The organism is Allofrancisella frigidaquae (genome assembly GCF_012222825.1).
Lineage (GTDB): Bacteria > Pseudomonadota > Gammaproteobacteria > Francisellales > Francisellaceae > Francisella > Francisella frigidaquae.
The window spans coordinates 419,997-437,525 of sequence record NZ_CP038017.1 but is presented as its reverse complement, the minus strand read 5'-3'; the positions used below and the strand labels follow the sequence as shown (position 1 = coordinate 437,525).

The following is a 17,529-nucleotide window of genomic DNA, read 5'->3' as shown; positions in this document are numbered from 1 at the left end:
GCAAACAAGCTATACCATCAACAAAAAAATTGAGCTAATTGGAAATAACTAACACACCGCCAGAAAAATTGCTTTCTTTTTAGCTAGTAATATTTATACTCAAACTAGCTTTTGCTAATATCTTAAGTAATTTCTTTTTATAAAAAGTATTATGGCATTATACACCTATCCTTCTAATAAACTTGAATATCTAGTAAAGATATTTTCTAAATTACTGCAGTTTAATAAAAAAGAAATTTTTAAGCCAACTTATATACTAGTTGGTAGCCGTGGCATGCAACACTGGTTAAGCATGGAACTTGCTAAGCAAAACAGCATTTCCATGAACACAAAATTTGATATGATAAATAGTTTTATAATTAACACTAGTTACAAAATAACTAACAATCAATCTCATAAGAAAGCTTATTCTAAAGAAGTTCTTAGCTGGCGTATATTCAAATTACTAGATGACATTGGCGTTGCCAAACTAAAAAACTACTACAAGGATAGTAGCCAAAGAAAATATCAATTAAGCTCACAAATAGCTAATGTTTTTAGCAAATATATAAAGTATCGTCCTGCTTGGTTAGAAAAATGGCAAAATCTTCAATTTATTAGCAACTCACCTTCTGAGGATGAACTATGGCAAGCTAAACTTTGGCAACTTCTTACAAGCGAAAACCCTAAAACACCTATTCAAATACAAAAACAAGGCATAGGAAAACTTAGTTCTGAAACTTTACCTAAAGATATTTACATCTTTGGAGTTAGTGCAATTTCACCTAATAATTTAGAATTTCTACTCGAAGTAGCAAAGTACACAAATATACATCTTCTGTATTTAAACCCTTGTAGTGAATATTGGTACGATTTAAAAAAAGCTAAAATAGCTAGTTGGCTTAATACCGAAGAAGATTTTACAATACAACCCTTATTAGCTAGCTTCGGGCAACAAGGAAAAGATTTTTTTAACCAACTTTTAGAACAAAATCAGCAAGAATTCACTAGTTTTGAGCATGTATGTGAGAATATAAAAATAACACCTTCTGATGGAGGCTCTCTACTAACAAATATCCAACGAAATATACTTGAATTAAATACTGAAAAGTATACGAATAGTATTGATAACTCTGTAATAATAAATTCTTGTCATAGTCCACTTAGAGAAATACAAGTTTTACATGATAACCTTCTAGAGCTCTTTGAACAAAACTCTACCCTGCAACCACAAGATGTTTTAGTAATGTGCCCAAATATTGAGGATTATGCTCCTTATATAGAATCAGTTTTCACTAAATCTCCTAGTGATTCGCCTAACAGGCTTCCTTGTTCAATAGCTGATAGATCGATTATAGATTCAGAAAGTTTAGCAGCTAGTTTTATTGAGATTCTTAAGCTTCCTGATAGTAACTTTGAAGTTACCAAAATTATAGATTATTTATCCGTACCAGCTTTACAACGAAAATTTGACATTACACTTGAGCAACTTGAAACTATTAAATACTGGTTAACTAAGGCCTGTATACATAGAGGATTAAATAATCAAACTTTTAGCTGGAATTGGGGACTTAAACGACTATTGTTAGGTTTTTGCTTAGCTGATGAGCCTATGATTATAGAAGATTCATTGCAAACTTTACCGAATATCCAAACAAATGATATTCAAGAACTTGGAAAACTATATGAACTTATTGAACTTCTACAATCATTTTCTGAAGAACTTAAACAAAAACGCTCAGCTCATGACTGGCAAGAATTTTTATTAAAAATACTGGATACTTTATTTAATATAGACGACTCTGATGAATACATAGCAAACGTTATTAAACAAAATATTGCAAAAATTGTACAATATACTGACCAAGCTAACTTTACAGGGCTAATTGATCTAGCCATTATTCGAAATATTTTAACCACAGCTCTTTCTGAGCCTATTGTAAATAACCATTTCTTACGTGGTAAAATCACCTTCTGTTCAATGACTCCTATGAGAAGTATACCGTTTAAAGTAATTGCTATGCTTGGGCTTAATAGTACAACTTATCCCCGTAAAGATACAAAAATTAGTTTTGATCTAACAAACCATTTTTCAGCTCAAAAAGGTGACAGAACCAAACGTGATGATGATAAATATCTCTTCTTGGAAACAATAATTTCTGCTAGATCAGTGTTGTACCTAAGCTTTCAAGGAAATAGTTACAAAAATAATTCTGAACAAGAACCAAGCCTTATAATCAAAGAGTTTATAAGTTATTTAGAAACCCACTATAGCTGGAATCTTAAATACAACCTTAAAAAATACCCTTTACATCCTTTTAGTCCAAAATGCTATAGCAAAAACTATCAAAGCTACGATGATAAGTGGTTAAAGCTTATAAGAGCAGAGAAACAAAATTTTAATTCCCAAAGAAATAACGATATAGAGTTGCCTACTAAATTTAGTTTACAAGAAATAGTTAACATTTTTGAAGATCCTTTCAAAGCTTATTCACAACATACTCTAGGCTTGACTTTACAAGAAAATGAACCAGGACTTTCAGATACAGAACCTTTCGAAATAGATGCTTTACAAACTTATAAAATAAAAGAACATTTTTTAAATTGTCATGAAAATCACAAAGATATTGATTTAAGCGTCAAACACCTTAGATTTTCTGGTAGGTTGCCTCAATCACCACTTACTGATGAATTATTGCACCAGAACCTAGACTTAATAAGTGGTTTTTACGATAAAATTGGCCACTTAAATCTACAAAACTTAACTTTAGAAGCAAACATACAAAATATAAAAATATACTCTAATGTTAAATTGTCTAGTGATAATACTTTAATCTTATACAAGGTTTCTAGCTTAAAACCAAAAGATAAATTACAACTTTATCTAAAGTGTATGTTGTACAACCACATCTATAATGAAAAAATAACTGGAGAATATTTATATATCAATGATAAAAAAGTAGAGTCCTTTAAAATTAATACTTTTGAAATAGAAAATGTCGAAGACGAATTATCTCATTATTTAATTCAAGCAATAAATTTTCTAAAACAGCCTACTCTTGCTCATACCAGCCTACTTGAACCTGCATTTCAAGAAAATAACAATAAAATCAATGAGGTTTTATATAAAGGTCCTCGTCCTTTAACTAAAAATCTTTATTATAAATTATTAAACGATAATAGATTTAACACAGAAAACTTAAATAAGTACTATACAAAAGCTTTCAAGGACATTATATTAAATAACAAGTAAACTGATGTTGCCATAATCTCTTTTATTATTATCTTTCTTTTTAAAGGTTTTAAAAAAACCATACGTCTTAGCTTTATAGCCAAAATCTATACTTAAACTTTTCATCTAAAGATAAGTTGTTTGGGTGAGAACCGACTTCCCCTTGGGGTACTTTTAAGCCATATTGACCATAAAAATCTTTCCAATATTGGGAAACTGAGAGATCATTTAGTGATATATAATTAAGGTAATGTTCTTTAAAAAAGATACCTTTATTTGCGTATTTAAATAATTCATGGATAAGCTCAGAACAATAAAACTTTCCTGATTGGTCTGGTAAAAATAAATCATTATACTGACAACCAATTAACTTGTGTGCATACTTGATAACATTATTAAGAAAATCATCTTTTTGGGCTGTGCGTCCAACTAATATTTTATTATTAGAGTACCTAGCTAAATCAGCGATTATGACTCCTTCAGTTTTTACTGACTCTATAATTCTACTGTCACCAATATATAAGCTACAATGGTAATAACTATTACCTCCGTAGCCAACAGATAAGTTAGAAATATTTTTTTCACAACTATCTACTATAAATAACACATCTCCTTTTCTCAAGCACTGACTAATACTCAACTTAACAACCCTTTTAATTTATCTTCTGTAACCACATTCACACCTAGCTCTTGTGCTTTTGTAAATTTGCTGCCCGCATTTTCACCACAGATGACCATATCCGTTTTTTTAGAAACACTTGAAGTAACTTTAGCTCCCATAGATTTCAGTAGCTGCGTTAAGTCTGTACGGCTATAATCTTCAAATGTACCAGTGATAACTATTATTTTATTATCAAAATTACTGTTAGTAACTTTTTCTATCTTTCTTGGATTAGATATTTCTATACCAACGTTTAGTAAATCTTCCATTATTCTTATATTCAAAGGGTCTTGCCAGAAAGAAATTACATTATTAGCCATAATTTCACCGATATCATTTATAGATATTAGCTCATCAAAACTAGCTTGACGAAACTTTTCTAAACTACCAAAATAATTTGCTAGCGATTCTGATGATACTTCTCCAATGTCTTTAATCCCGATAGAAAAAATAAACCTGGCTAAGCTAGGGTTTTTACTATTGGTAATTGAATCTAAAACATTTTGTGAAGACTTAACACCCATTCTCTCAAGATTAACTAATTGCTCAAAGGTAAGCTTATAGATATCTGCTGGATATTTAATTAAATTATCTCTAACTAGTTGTTCAATAAGTTTAGCTCCAATTTTATCAATATCCATAGCTTTACGAGAAACAAAATGTTTTAGGCGTTCAGCGGTTTGTGCCTGACAATGCCAACCTCCTGTACAACGATATATCGCTTGATCATTAATGTTTTCAACAGGTGAATTACAAACTGGACAGTTGCTTGGCATTTCTATAAGCTTAACTGACGTTTTACGATACTTTGGTAGACTTCTAACGACTTCTGGTATTACATCTCCAGCTCTGCGTACGATTACTCTATCACCCACACGGATATCTTTTCGCTTTATCTCATGGATATTATGTAATGTAGCGTTTGAGACTATAACTCCACCAACTGCAACAGACTTAAGTCTAGCTACAGGAGTTATAGCACCTGTTCTGCCTACTTGAAACTCAATATTAATAACTTCTGATTCTACTTCTTCGGCAGGAAACTTATATGCTACAGCCCACTTTGGTGCTCTTGAAACATAACCAATAGCCTCTTGAAGCTTAATATCATTAACTTTAAAAACTAAACCGTCAATGTCATAATCCAAATCTGCTCTACTATGGCTCATTTGGTGATAATATTCTTCAATAGCATTAAAATCAGTTGCTAAACTCATATGATTACTTATAGTAAAACCTAAGCTTTTAAGGTAGTTCATAAGCTGATATTGAGTGGGAGGGTGTTCAAAGTCTTTAGAATAATATCCTACTCCATAACAATATAATTTCAACGGACGTTTAGCTACAATTTTAGAATCCAACATACGTATACTTCCAGCAGCTGCATTACGAGGGTTTGCAAAGCTCTTTTGACCATGCTCTTGCATATAGTTATTAAGTGCTAAAAAACTAGCTTTATCTAAAATAATCTCTCCTCTTACTTCTAGCTCCTTAGGTGGGCTATTCGTATTTAATCGTAATGGCACGTTTCGGATAGTTTTAACATTTTCTGAAACTTTTTCACCTTGAACTCCATCACCTCTAGTTACAGCATAATCAAATCTACCATTTTTATAAAAAATGCTTATAGCAAGCCCGTCCATTTTTGGCTCACACTCTAATTCAACATTTGAAAAATCGAGTTTTTCATAAAAACTTTTAAGTTCTTCCAAGCTAAATACGTTAGATAGTGAAAGCATTTTTTTCTTATGCTTAACAGTCTCAAAGCCTTCTAAAACTTTTCCACCTACTTTATCTAAAACTGAATTTACTGGGGTTAATTCAGGGTGTTTAGCGACTAAACTTTGTAAAAGCTGAAAAAGTTTATCATAATCACTATCTGTTATTATCGGTTTATCTAATGTGTGATATAGATAACTTTGTTGACTAAGATAATCAGCAAGCTTATCTATAGTTGATTTTAACTCAGCAAAAGCTAAACTATCATAATCCGTATAAAAAAACGTTCTTGGTGTCATAAGCTAATTTAAATATTCGTATTTAAAATTTCATTGGCTAACATTTTATACTATTTGGCTCTTTTTTAAATCACCTAAACAATTGAGCAATAACTATAATTGTAAGCTCAGTTTCTTTTTAGAGCTTAAATTAAAAATATTTTTACCGTAAATATTTTTTGTAAAAAATTATATGGTACATACATTAGATTCAAGGTATAATGATAAGAAAACAAGCATAAAGAAATAAATTATGAAAAAAATTATAGGTTTTGCATTATTAGTAACTTTATCTTTTACTGGCGTTTACGCAAAAAATTTACAGCTTATGCAAGATAATATACAAAAGGCCCAAGAGGAAAATTCTTCCTCTTAGAAAAGCAATACAAACTCTAAGACCCTTCTAAAACAATATAGAATAAGGCTAGATCACTTATTCAAACTATAAAGACCTCTCTAAGGAGCAAAAAACTTATAATCTGTCACATATAAAAATTGCTATAAATCAAGATTTTGGATGTTATCCAAATAATACTGGCGATTAGCTTTGTCTTGTAAATCTAAGAAATCAAAAGAAGGTTGTTCAAATTCTGATGAACAAATCAAACAAGATTTGCTGTATAAAATTATTAGTCATGAATGTTTATTTGCTAGAATTAGGCTTATTAGTTTAAAGTAAAAGTAAAAAGGGGAAATATTATGGCTACTTTAGTTGGTACACAGTCAAATTTTGCTAAAGCGCTTACTGAATTGGCAGAATTAGATTTTGATGCAATAGAAGCTTATGAAGCTGCTATTAACAGACTAAAAAATATAAACTATAAAGAACAATTACAGCATTTCAAACAGGAGCATGAAAAACATGTACGCGATCTAAACGAAATTTTACTTCTTCATGATCATGAAAGAGTAACAGGCCCTAGTATGAAACAATGGCTAACTAAAGGTAAGGTAGTTATTTCTAATATAACAGGTGATGATATAGGCATACTTCAAGCAATGATTACAAATGAAGAAGATACTAATACTGCTTATGAAAGAATGTTAGACCGCCAGGACAAATGGTCAGATGCTGTTGAAGTACTAGAAAAAGGCTTAAAAGATGAAAGGCATCATAAACAATGGCTCAAAGAGACTATTGCAGCTAAAGGTATAGAATAACTATAGCTCACTTAGGCTCTTTCCAAATTTTATAAATAAATAAGCTATAGATGGATTTTTATCAAATTTTCTACAGCCAAAATAAAATTTGGATACTGACTCATCCTTAGGAAAGGGCTATAGGAAAAACCCTACCTTGTACCAAAAATTTTATCTCCTGCATCGCCTAATCCTGGGATAATATATTTTTCCTCGTTCAAATGGCTGTCTATAGCTGCTGTATATAACTCAACATCTGGATGAGCTTTTTTTAACGCTGCTATGCCTTCTGGGGCTGCTACAAGTGTAATGATTTTAATATCTTTAGAACCTGCTTTTTTAAGTAATGAGACGGTTTCTATCATCGAACCACCGGTTGCTAACATAGGATCAACTATTAGCGCTATTCTTTCATCTAACTTATCGCAAAGCTTTGCAAAATATGGTACTGGTTTAGCTGTTTTTTCATCACGGTACATACCCACCATACTTACTTTAGCTGCTGGTATATGCTCAAACACACCATCTAACATACCTAGCCCTGCTCTTAAAATAGGTACTACTGTTAATTTTTTACCTTTAATCTGTTCAACTGTAATTTTTCTACCTTCCCAACTAATAACCTCTACTTCTTCTAATTCAAAACTTGCTGTTACTTCATGTGTCAATAAACTAGCAACTTCTTTTGTCAAGCGCCTAAACTCTTGGGTACTAATATCTTTAACACGCATAAGTCCTAACTTATGTCTAACCATTGGATGTTTTATTTCGACTACTTTCATATTAAAAATTAAATTTAAAATTCTCTATTATTTTTAAGATTTTAACATATTACCGACATTTCTTTGACAAATTAGTTTTTAAAAATAGTTTACTTGCCCTAGTATAACCTTTTGGTTAGCTCCTGTAGCAGCTGGAACATTATTATATTGTCTATGGAGAGTTTCATTACCAAGTACAGCAAAAGCTATAGCCTCTTTTGCGTCACTATTTTCCCCAATATCCTCAAAAGTCAGTATAGTTGTCTGATTAAGTAACTTTTTAATTTGCATAATTAAAAAGTTATTGTAGGCTCCTCCACCTGTGAAAATAATTTCATCTAAATCATATTTATCAAATACAAAGCTTTGATACGCTCTAGCTATACTCTCGGCTGTAAATATAGTTAATGTATGCACAATATCTTCTGGTTGCTCGTCATTATATTTTTTTATAATCTTATCTGTATAACTAATTCCAAAAAGCTCTCTGCCTGTTGATTTAGGAGGTTGTTGGTTTAGGTATGGATTTGCCAAAAGTTCTTCTAACATTTTTACTATAACCTTTCCTTTTGATGCTACATTGCCATCTTTATCATAACTCTTAGCAAATAGCGTCTCCATCGCCCTATTAATCATCATGTTACCAGCACCTGTATCAAATGCTATTATTTGATCAATACTGGCTCCTTTTGGGATAACTGTCGTATTAGCAATCCCACCAATATTGTGTAAAGCTCTTGATTTGTTTTTATCACGATATAGTAGATAATCCACATACGGTACCAATGGCGCACCACCACCTCCTGCTGCTATATCTGCTGCTCTAAAATTTGAAACAACTGTAGTTTTACATTCATAAGCTATAGTAGCAGCGTCACCTAATTGCAAAGAAGACTTAACAAAACCGGCTTCATCTTTTGATTGATGATAAATTGTCTGCCCATGGCTTGCTATAAACTCAATTTGTTCTAGAGCCACATTAGCTTTTTTTAATAATGCTTTAGTAGCATTTGCATACTCTGTGCCAAGCTTAAAATTCAAACTACATAACAATTGAGCACTACTAGTGCTTAAGTCAAGAGCTTTCTTTATATCCTGTAAAACATCATTAGAGTAATTATAAGTTTCAAATGTAACTAGTTTAATCTTTGTATTTAAACCATAACCTTTAACTTTACATAAAGCTACATCTATACCGTCCAAAGATGTGCCTGACATTAGGCCTATACAATATTTATATTCGTTCATACTTAACACTTTTCTAACTCTAAAAGCTCTTCCCAAAGGGTATACTTTTGTTCTAATTCAGTGTTAAGTTTATCAAGCTTTTGTTGTATTACTTTGATTTCAGACTGGCTTTTTTGATAAAACTCCATTTCACCCATTTGATTTTCTATCTCTGAAATACTAGCCTCTAGTTTTTCTATTTGGCTAGGCAAGTTACGTAAAATCTTTCTCTGTTCATAGCTAAGCTTATTTAAGTTACTAGCTTCTTTATTATCTTTTGCCTGATTATTATTTGTTTTATTGATGGTGGCTTTACATTGAGATAACCAATCATCATACCCACCAACATACTCCTCAAGCTTACCGTTCTCAAAAACTATTGTGCTAGTAGCAACATTATTTATAAATTCTCGATCATGACTTACTAAGAGTATTGTACCTTGATAGTTTATAAGTAGCTCCTCTAATATTTCTAGAGTTTCGATGTCCAAATCATTTGTTGGCTCATCTAGAACAATAACATTACTAGGCTTTGATAATATTTTAGCTAATAAAAGACGATTTTTCTCACCACCTGATAGATGTGTTATAGGTGCATGTAACCTATCAGGGGTAAATAAAAACTTTTGTAAATATGTAATAATATGAACCTCTTTACCTCCAATGTTGATAAAATCAGACCCTTCTTTTACATTATCTACTACGCTTAGTTTCTCGTCTAGCTGGTCTCTTAGCTGATCAAAATAAGCAACTTTTAAATTATCCGCATGAGAAATAATACCCTCAGTTGGTGATAAAGTTCCTAACAAGCAGTTTAAAAGCGTACTTTTACCACAACCATTTTGCCCAAGGATTGCTATTTTGTCACCACGATGAATTTCTGTAGAAAAATTTTTAAATAAATATTCTGAACGATATTTGAAGCCTAGATTATCAGCTTGTATTATCTTTTTTGATGAAGTTTTAACATGAGATGTGCCAATATCAACCTTACCAACTTTGTGTTTACGTTGGCTTAGCTCCTTACGCATTTGTTCTAAAGCTCTTACTCTACCCTCATTTCTTGTACGACGAGCTTTTATACCTTGACGTATCCAAGCTTCTTCTTGAGCTAATTTTTTATCAAATTCACTATTAGCTTTTTCTTCAGCATGCAAAATCTGTTCTTTTTTTTCCAAAAATTTAATATAGTTCCCCTCAAAAGAAAAAAGGTGTCCTCTATCTAGCTCAACTATACTTTTAGCAACATTATTTAAAAACTTTCTATCATGTGTAATAAATAATATGGCTCCATTAAAATTAGCTAGAAATTCCTCTAACCATTTTATCGAGTCTATATCTAAGTGGTTTGTTGGCTCATCTAATAACAGCAGGTCTGGCTTTTTAATTAAAGCTCTAGCTAATATAACTCTTCTTTTCATCCCACCAGAAAGATCTTTAAATATAGCTTTTGGGTCTAGCTTTAACTTGGATGCTAAAATCTCGACATCATTTAAGTAATTCCAAGCATGATTTTCATCTATATATTTATGTAACTTCTCCAACTTTGGTGAATTAGGATTACTAGCTAAAGTTTGCTGATACGCTATGAGCTTCTCCCCAACCTCATCTAAGCTAGATAATATAACATCTGCTATACTTCCTTGAATACTTGCAGGAACCTCCTGGATCATACTTGAAACTACAGCATTATTGTGAATAATAACTTCCCCGCCATCAGGCTGAATTTTATTTTCAATAATTTTGAGCAACGACGATTTACCTGTGCCGTTACGTCCAATAAGACATATTCTTTGGCCTTTTGTGATTTCTAGATTAACGTTGTTAAGAACTATCTGAGTACCAAAATTTAAACTGATATTTTTAAGCGAAACTAACTGCATTTATATACTTTTGTTAATAAAGTTGTAGATAGCTATTTTACCTTTTCATACAAAACTTTGGTAGCTAATATAAATATTATAATAGCAACAAAATACATTCCTCCGCCAAAAGAAATAGGTGAGGTTGATGAAACTGACGCTAAATGTCCCATCATAATATCATTTAAAAACCAAGCTAGACCAAAACCAGCTCCCGCTGCACCCATGGCTTTGCCTTGCTCTTTATCAGAAACAGCAAAAGATATCATTGACAATAATGCAGTATAACAAATTAGCTGTGCCATTGATGAGATAATTCCTATTAACCACTGTAATTTTTCTACCCCTAGAAATAAGCCTACACTTATAAGAGATGCTCCGCATACTACAGCAGCCAATATAAAAGCATTGTTGTTAGAAAACTTGGCAAAAACTTTGGGTTGTAAAGTTAAGCTTGCAATTGCCGTTGCTAAACCTATTACAGCATAAAATATACCGACTTTTGATACGCTATAGCTATAAGCTTGTGTTAAAAATAATGCTACCCCTTGACCATAAAATCCCCAACCACATTGCACCAAAAGATAAACTACTCCGATAGCTCTTATACGCTTATCTGAAAGCAAAAAAGATATAGTCGTATAAATAGTACCAAGTTCTATAACTAAACCAGGGTTTTTTGGCAAATCTCGCTGCATCGCTATATATATAAATAACATATTTATAAAAGATAAAACACCAGCGAAAAAAAATGGCAAAGTATGACTTATATTCAAAGTCGAAACTAAACTTGTAATCACCGGCCCTATCACAAAACCTAAAGAGCCTGCCATCGCTATAAATCCAAGGTTTTTAGATTTTTCTTCTTCAGTAGAAATATCTATAACAGCAGCTTGAGCTATTTCAAATGCTCCGCCTGCCAAACCACTAATAAATCTACTAGCTATAAACAAAATATAGTTATGTGAATAAATAGCATAGGCAGATAACGCATATGACAAACAAGTTACAAAAAGAGCTACCATCAAGATAATTTTTCTCCCATACTTGTCAGATAATTCACCAATAACAGGACAACCTATCATTAGACCCAAAGGCCAACACGCTAACGCTATTGAATAATACCAGTTTTGGAAATTACCACTAGGGTCACCAAATGTAATACAAGTATTATCAAAAAATAATGAAGGCATAATAGGGAAAACTAAACCTATACCCATTATATCAACTATAATCGTAGTGATAAGTATTACTATTACTACGTTTTTTGAATGTAAATTCATAAGAGACTCTCTATTATATTTTTTTTAAAAAAAGAAAAATCGAATAAATACTACTTAAAAACAGTAAAGATATCAATGCTTAGACATCTGCAAAATATAGTTATGCTCAATTGCTAGCTTTTTCACCGAGCTAAGAAACATCTTGATACAGAAGGTAAAATTTGCGTCTGTTTCATTCAATAATTCAACATCTTTTATTAATGGCCGTATGTGCTTTTCAAATTTTAATAGTTCTTTATAACTTATCCTTTTGTGTTTTTTAATATCATATACAATATCTGATAAAGATTTCATGATATAGTCTTTAAATGCTATAAATACTGGTTCTTGGTCTAGTTTAGCCACTAGTGTAGGATCTAGTGAAGCTTCAATATATTCATACATAACTATCATATATCTATAAATTCTGCGTATATATAGGCCCATTTTCTCATATTCTCTGACCCTTTTAGCAGAGCCTTCATATTTAAGCTCTTTTAATAAAGATAACTGTTTTGTAAATTCAAGAAAGATACTTTCTCTAAGTTTTTGATGGGACTGGTTACGCTCTATAAATAAAATTTCAAAAAAGTCTCTAATTTGTGAAACAGTTTTTACATAGCTTTGTTTTATTCTTGTTTCAGCTCTTATAGGGAAAACAAAACGGTTAACCATCAAAGCTATAGCTATCCCTAGGGATATCTCCTCTGCTCTTTGGATTGCAATTTCAACACTGGGACGAGCGTTTAGGATAATAATTATTATTGTTATACCAGCAAGAGTACCAGCATAACTATATTTTGATGAAGCTCCTGCAAAATATACAGATAACATCAAAAATGGTAAAACCATAATCATTTGCAAAGACTTATTAGCGAGAAATACCGTTATTATCATAGCTATTATCGCACCAGCTACAGTACCTAAAAACCTCATAAGTGCTTTATCCAAAGCCCCTCCTAAGTTTGGCTGAGTCGACATGACTACTAATACAGTTATTACCATCCATAAATACATTTGTTTAACTTCAAAAAAATCACCCAAGTAGAAACCTACTAAATAAGCTATCGCTACACCTAATGTAGCTTTCATAGCATTAATTGCTGCATACTTATTACTGTTTAAAAATGCAAATTGCATATATATTCACTATTTGATTTGAAACTCTTTCTTAGAGTTATTTTAACATAAACAATGCTTCTAAAGGCTTTGTTATCTAATTAATTACATAAGCCAATCGATCATAAAATCCTTATATAATTACCGTGCAGATGAAAAACTCCAAATATAATCCATGATCTAAGAGCACCTCGTATCAAATATGAGAACACAGTTGTTGCAAGCTACGACCTTATGATGGTTTCAGAAAGCTTAATAAAATTAGTTCATTAGCTTATAACTTAACAGGTACGTTCATTCAATAATTTCGGAGAAACTTAAATATAAAATAACTAGAGCAAATAAATTAAAAATGTTACTTGTATTTTTGTTTAGTTTTAAGTATAAATAATTTAAAACTTATTTTAAAATAATAAAGGTGCTTAATGAGTTTTCATCTATATAAGAATAATAATGGTATAGCCATAGATCATTATAAAAATAAAATATTAACAAACTTGCCAGATAAAGATGCGAGCGTGCTTTGTGAGTTGGTTTACGAAAGTAGAGCTTTAGATTTTGCTCTTAATTCACCAGATTTGAAGGATTTCTCACTTGCTAATATTTTCTATGAAAACAAACGTAAGGTTATAGAAGATAAAGAACTTAATTTATCAAAAGATATAAAAGATGCCTTAGAACAATACCCTCATCACTACTATCCAATATTAGCAAAATATAAGTTAGTAGCTACAAGTAGCCAATTAGGTAACGATGTTGGTTACTATGGTATCGCAGTAGCTACTGCTGAAGATAAGCAAAATAAAGGTATATATGTAATAAACAGAGGTACAAGATTAAATAGTTTGGATGGTATCTATAATGATTTAATCAAAACAGATTTGTTAAATATGACAATTTTAGGTAAAGGCACACCAATTACAATGGTATCAAATCATACAAAATCAGCTATAGAATTTGTTAAGTACCTTCTTAAAAATTATAATCTTAAACATATAGGCTTTGCAGGACATAGCTTGGGTGGCTCAATAGCACAAATGCAAGCAGTATACTTTGTAGATAAAAGATTTAGAGGAATTAGACTATCACCATCAAAAGGATTTGAACCTTTTGGTATTAAGAATGAAGCAGACCCATTTATGAAATATAATAATGAGGACGGAGCACTTTACTATTTGACTTTAAATCCAATTAAAGCTTTTAAGTCATGGCAGTGTAAGCTAGCAGCTAAAAATTGTAATAGTTGGCAGGGTATAGCAGATAAATTAATAATTAATTATACAAGCTTTAAGTCAGATATTGATTTTACATCTTTTAGTAGGAGAGGTGATATTATAGCTAACATAGCTGTAAGCGTAGGTAAAAAAGTGTTGATAGATAGTGCTGGTAGTTATAAGGACTTTAAAACTCTTCATGAGATAGCTAACTATCGTTATCAAGAATATCGACTAGATGGTAGTTTAATAGAAACACAAGTAAATAAACTTAATTCAGATATTTTAAAATTAAGCGGTAATTTAGAGCAAAAGACTAAGTATAGATTATGTTTTAATACCGATACTTTTAGTAACCGAGTAGAGGTTTAGCTGTAATGAGACAAATTCAAATAATAACACTATTTTTTTTATGTTGCTTTTTAACTAGTTGCATGACAGCTGCTGCAACATATGGATATTTAGAAAGAAGTATAAGTCCAAAAGCAACTAAAGAACAACAGCAGCAAGTTAAACAAGAGGTTATGCAACTTCTTGAGAAAGAATATAAGCAACCATTTAAATTAGAAAGTTTTGAATATAAATACCAAACTCATAACCGCCCTGGGTCTTTTGATTTTTCCCAATATGGTTCATACTACTTCAAAGTACAAGCTCTAGATAATCCAATTATAGTTATGGATTTTAGAATCGATGATATTAATAAATCATCAACCAATGAATTGTTAGAGGATTTTAAAAAGAGTCAATTAAAAAGCGTTTATTGTGCTGCTTTTCCAGCATATTATCGACAGTCCATAGCAAATAAAACGAAGGTATTACAACCATATACTAAGCAGACAGAAAAATTTTGTGATAGTAGAAATCAAACAAGCTTTCATAGTCCAAGAGATTACTACTTAAAACATCAAGATGAATATAAATAGAATTGGCTTTTTAATTAAAGTATGTGTTTGGTACAAGTTAAGAATAGATCGTTTTAGCAGTCTATTGCTTGGTGCTTGTGTCTTTTAAAGCACATTTGCGTTTAGCAGTTGTTAAGCCATTGAAATAGCAACTACAACTGTTTGAGCATCGCGAGTTTTGTAGTTGCCAATGGCATACAACTAAGCGGTAGCATGTGCTAGGCATTTTTGCATACTTTTTTTGCAATGAAAAAAGTATGTCGCTAAAACTTACGTAGTAAGTAGCGAAACTAATCATACTTCGACTACGCTCAGAAACCGAGCACGAAAATAACTGTATACAAACATTTTAATGACAAACATTATCCAATACTTTAATATGTAACTAGGGCTATGCTTCAAAGATCAAGCTCAATAGCATAAAAATGATCATTTACTTGTTAAAAAAGAGAGGAGTTTTATGATATCTAAGTCAAATTATAAGGATTACCCTAAAGAAGTTCCAAGCCATATCAAAATCCCTGAGATCACTTTAAGTGATATGCTTAAAATAGTAGTTGAAAACTTCTCTTCTCGTGAAGCTTTTATATGCCAAGGTCAAAAACTAAGCTTTAAACAAGTTGATGAATATTCTGATATGTTTGCAGGATACCTACAACATAAATGGGAAGTAAAAAAAGGTCAACATATCGCCATTATGTTACCAAATCTACTACAGTTTCCTATTATTATTTTTGCGTTAATAAAATTAGGCTGCGTTTTCGTAAACATCAACCCTCTTTATACAAGTAAAGAAGTCAAAGGAATTCTTAAGGATTCAAAAGCAAAAGGAATTATCGTACTCTCATCATTAGCACATACTGTGGAAGCAATTGCTGCTGAATGTGAAGACCTTACGCATATGATGGTTACACATATCGCAGATTTATATTCTACTCCAAGAAAACAAATAATTTCTTTTGTAGCTAAATATATTAAAGGTATGAAAGACAAATATTTAAAAGATAAGTTTGACACGTTCTCTAATGCCATAAAAGCAGATTATAAACCTGACTACTCTAAAATAGAAGTGGCTCCTGATGATATGGTAGCCTTACAATACTCTAGTGGTACAACAGGTACACCCAAAGGAACTATTCTTTTACATAAGAATATCGTTGCTAATATATATCAAATCAAAGCATGGACAGAAGGCTTTAATATTAAACTTAGTGAACAAATTGTATTAACTACCCTACCTATTTATCATATTTTTAGTCTCACAGCTAATTTATTTCTTTTCTATTTTTCTGGTGCTCTACAGATTCTAATCCCAAACCCAAGAGATATTAATGGTCTAGTAAACCAAATGAGAAAAAGCAACTTCTCAACTATTTTTGGGGTTAACACTCTTTATGTTGCGTTACTAAATAATAAAAAGTTTAGAAAAAGTAACTTCCCTAATTTCAAGCTTTCTATAAGTGGTGGGATGTCAACCGTCAAAGCAGTAGCAGATGAATGGAAAAAAGTTACAGGTGTGAATATCAAAGAAGGCTATGGCTTATCTGAAATGTCACCAGTTGTCACTGTAAACTCACTCGAAGATTCTGAGTTTAATGGTACCGTTGGATATCACCTACCAAATACAGATATCAGAATATATGATGAAAAAGGTAATGAACTTCCTCAGGGAAAAACTGGTGAAATCTGGGTTACAGGACCTCAAAAATCTCCTGGATTTTGGAGTTTGCCAGAAATCAACAAGGAGCACTTTACTAATGATGGCTGGTTAAAAACAGGAGATATGGGATACCTCGATGAATTAGGACGCTTGGTTATCTCAGGAAGGATAAAACATATGATTATTGTTTCAGGGTTTAATGTTTTCCCTAAAGAAATTGAGTTAGCTCTTATTGATAAACATGAAATACAAGATGCTGCTGTTGTGGGTATACCTTCGGTAGAGACTGGTGAAATGCCCGTGGCATTTGTAGTACTAAAACCGCACCAAAAATTAACAGAAAAAGAAATTATCTCTTACTGTACTACTAAGCTTGCACATTATAAACTACCGAGAAAAATCATTTTTAAGGATGAACTTCCTAAGAATACTGTTGGAAAAATAGACATTAAATTGTTACAGCAAGAAGCTCAGAAGTATCAATAGAAGGTTTTTAAAGTTTTGTTTAAG

At 31.5% G+C, this 17,529-nt stretch carries 13 protein-coding genes; 6 read left to right on the top strand and 7 right to left on the bottom strand.

The features are described 5' to 3' along the window. Nucleotides 1-151: 151 nt before the first annotated feature. Nucleotides 152-3,232 carry an exodeoxyribonuclease V subunit gamma gene (recC, locus tag E3E15_RS02010; RefSeq protein ID WP_172106390.1) on the top strand — a complete coding sequence of 1,027 codons (3,081 nt, stop codon included), beginning with the start codon at nt 152-154 and terminating at the stop codon, nt 3,230-3,232. Between the two features lie 73 nt (nt 3,233-3,305). Here the strand turns inward: recC and E3E15_RS02005 are convergent, their stop codons facing one another. Continuing rightward, nucleotides 3,306-3,851, bottom strand: a complete 546-nt coding sequence (locus E3E15_RS02005) for a YiiX/YebB-like N1pC/P60 family cysteine hydrolase (protein WP_172106389.1) — start codon at nt 3,849-3,851, stop codon at nt 3,306-3,308. Further along, a complete protein-coding gene (gene ligA, locus E3E15_RS02000; RefSeq protein WP_172106388.1) occupies nt 3,848-5,890 on the bottom strand; it encodes an NAD-dependent DNA ligase LigA in 2,043 nt (680 codons plus the stop codon). Before ligA ends, E3E15_RS02005 begins: the two co-directional genes overlap by 4 nt. A 232-nt stretch (nt 5,891-6,122) precedes the next feature. On the opposite strand from ligA, the gene E3E15_RS07940 reads away from it, so the two are divergent. Both E3E15_RS07940 and E3E15_RS01995 read left to right on the top strand, forming a co-directional pair. Next, on the top strand, nt 6,123-6,245 hold the full coding sequence (locus tag E3E15_RS07940) for a hypothetical protein (protein ID WP_280954105.1): 123 nt from the start codon (nt 6,123-6,125) through the stop codon (nt 6,243-6,245). Nucleotides 6,246-6,568: 323 nt separating this feature from the next. Continuing rightward, nucleotides 6,569-7,030 (top strand): DUF2383 domain-containing protein, encoded by a 462-nt coding sequence (locus E3E15_RS01995; RefSeq protein ID WP_035721473.1) that lies wholly within the window; start codon nt 6,569-6,571, stop codon nt 7,028-7,030. A gap of 131 nt (nt 7,031-7,161) precedes the next feature. On the opposite strand, the gene upp is transcribed toward E3E15_RS01995, so the two are convergent. The 5 genes from upp to E3E15_RS01970 all read right to left on the bottom strand — a co-directional run bounded on the left by upp (nt 7,162) and on the right by E3E15_RS01970 (nt 13,261). Next, nucleotides 7,162-7,791: a uracil phosphoribosyltransferase gene (gene upp / locus E3E15_RS01990; protein WP_035721472.1), complete on the bottom strand. Its 630-nt coding sequence runs from the start codon at nt 7,789-7,791 to the stop codon at nt 7,162-7,164. 78 nt (nt 7,792-7,869) lie between these two features. Continuing rightward, on the bottom strand, nt 7,870-9,018 hold the full coding sequence (gene anmK / locus E3E15_RS01985) for an anhydro-N-acetylmuramic acid kinase AnmK (RefSeq protein ID WP_172106387.1): 1,149 nt from the start codon (nt 9,016-9,018) through the stop codon (nt 7,870-7,872). A gap of 2 nt (nt 9,019-9,020) precedes the next feature. Beyond that, entirely contained in the window at nt 9,021-10,880 is a 1,860-nt protein-coding gene (locus E3E15_RS01980) for an ATP-binding cassette domain-containing protein (protein ID WP_035721470.1), read from the bottom strand. 32 nt (nt 10,881-10,912) lie between these two features. Next, entirely contained in the window at nt 10,913-12,142 is a 1,230-nt protein-coding gene (locus E3E15_RS01975) for an MFS transporter (protein WP_035721469.1), read from the bottom strand. A 72-nt stretch (nt 12,143-12,214) separates the two neighbouring features. Continuing rightward, nucleotides 12,215-13,261: an FUSC family protein gene (locus E3E15_RS01970; protein ID WP_172106386.1), complete on the bottom strand. Its 1,047-nt coding sequence runs from the start codon at nt 13,259-13,261 to the stop codon at nt 12,215-12,217. Between the two features lie 404 nt (nt 13,262-13,665). On the opposite strand from E3E15_RS01970, the gene E3E15_RS01965 reads away from it, so the two are divergent. The 3 genes from E3E15_RS01965 to E3E15_RS01955 all read left to right on the top strand — a co-directional run bounded on the left by E3E15_RS01965 (nt 13,666) and on the right by E3E15_RS01955 (nt 17,505). After that, complete coding sequence (locus E3E15_RS01965; RefSeq protein WP_172106385.1) at nt 13,666-14,826, top strand: lipase family protein; 1,161 nt, start codon at nt 13,666-13,668, stop codon at nt 14,824-14,826. A gap of 5 nt (nt 14,827-14,831) precedes the next feature. Next, nucleotides 14,832-15,380 carry a hypothetical protein gene (locus E3E15_RS01960; RefSeq protein ID WP_172106384.1) on the top strand — a complete coding sequence of 183 codons (549 nt, stop codon included), beginning with the start codon at nt 14,832-14,834 and terminating at the stop codon, nt 15,378-15,380. 439 nt (nt 15,381-15,819) lie between these two features. Beyond that, a complete protein-coding gene (locus E3E15_RS01955; RefSeq protein WP_172106383.1) occupies nt 15,820-17,505 on the top strand; it encodes a long-chain-fatty-acid--CoA ligase in 1,686 nt (561 codons plus the stop codon). The last annotated feature ends 24 nt before the right edge of the window (nt 17,506-17,529 follow it).

Bases quoted from the DNA above. Each gene is read 5' to 3' on its own strand.
- recC (WP_172106390.1), top strand. From the start codon at position 152: ATGGCATTATACACCTATCCTTCTAATAAACTTGAATATCTAGTAAAG.
- ligA (WP_172106388.1), bottom strand. From the start codon at position 5,890: ATGACACCAAGAACGTTTTTTTATACGGATTATGATAGTTTAGCTTTT.
- E3E15_RS07940 (WP_280954105.1), top strand. From the start codon at position 6,123: ATGAAAAAAATTATAGGTTTTGCATTATTAGTAACTTTATCTTTTACT.
- E3E15_RS01995 (WP_035721473.1), top strand. From the start codon at position 6,569: ATGGCTACTTTAGTTGGTACACAGTCAAATTTTGCTAAAGCGCTTACT.
- upp (WP_035721472.1), bottom strand. From the start codon at position 7,791: ATGAAAGTAGTCGAAATAAAACATCCAATGGTTAGACATAAGTTAGGA.
- anmK (WP_172106387.1), bottom strand. From the start codon at position 9,018: ATGAACGAATATAAATATTGTATAGGCCTAATGTCAGGCACATCTTTG.
- E3E15_RS01980 (WP_035721470.1), bottom strand. From the start codon at position 10,880: ATGCAGTTAGTTTCGCTTAAAAATATCAGTTTAAATTTTGGTACTCAG.
- E3E15_RS01975 (WP_035721469.1), bottom strand. From the start codon at position 12,142: ATGAATTTACATTCAAAAAACGTAGTAATAGTAATACTTATCACTACG.
- E3E15_RS01970 (WP_172106386.1), bottom strand. From the start codon at position 13,261: ATGCAATTTGCATTTTTAAACAGTAATAAGTATGCAGCAATTAATGCT.
- E3E15_RS01965 (WP_172106385.1), top strand. From the start codon at position 13,666: ATGAGTTTTCATCTATATAAGAATAATAATGGTATAGCCATAGATCAT.
- E3E15_RS01960 (WP_172106384.1), top strand. From the start codon at position 14,832: ATGAGACAAATTCAAATAATAACACTATTTTTTTTATGTTGCTTTTTA.
- E3E15_RS01955 (WP_172106383.1), top strand. From the start codon at position 15,820: ATGATATCTAAGTCAAATTATAAGGATTACCCTAAAGAAGTTCCAAGC.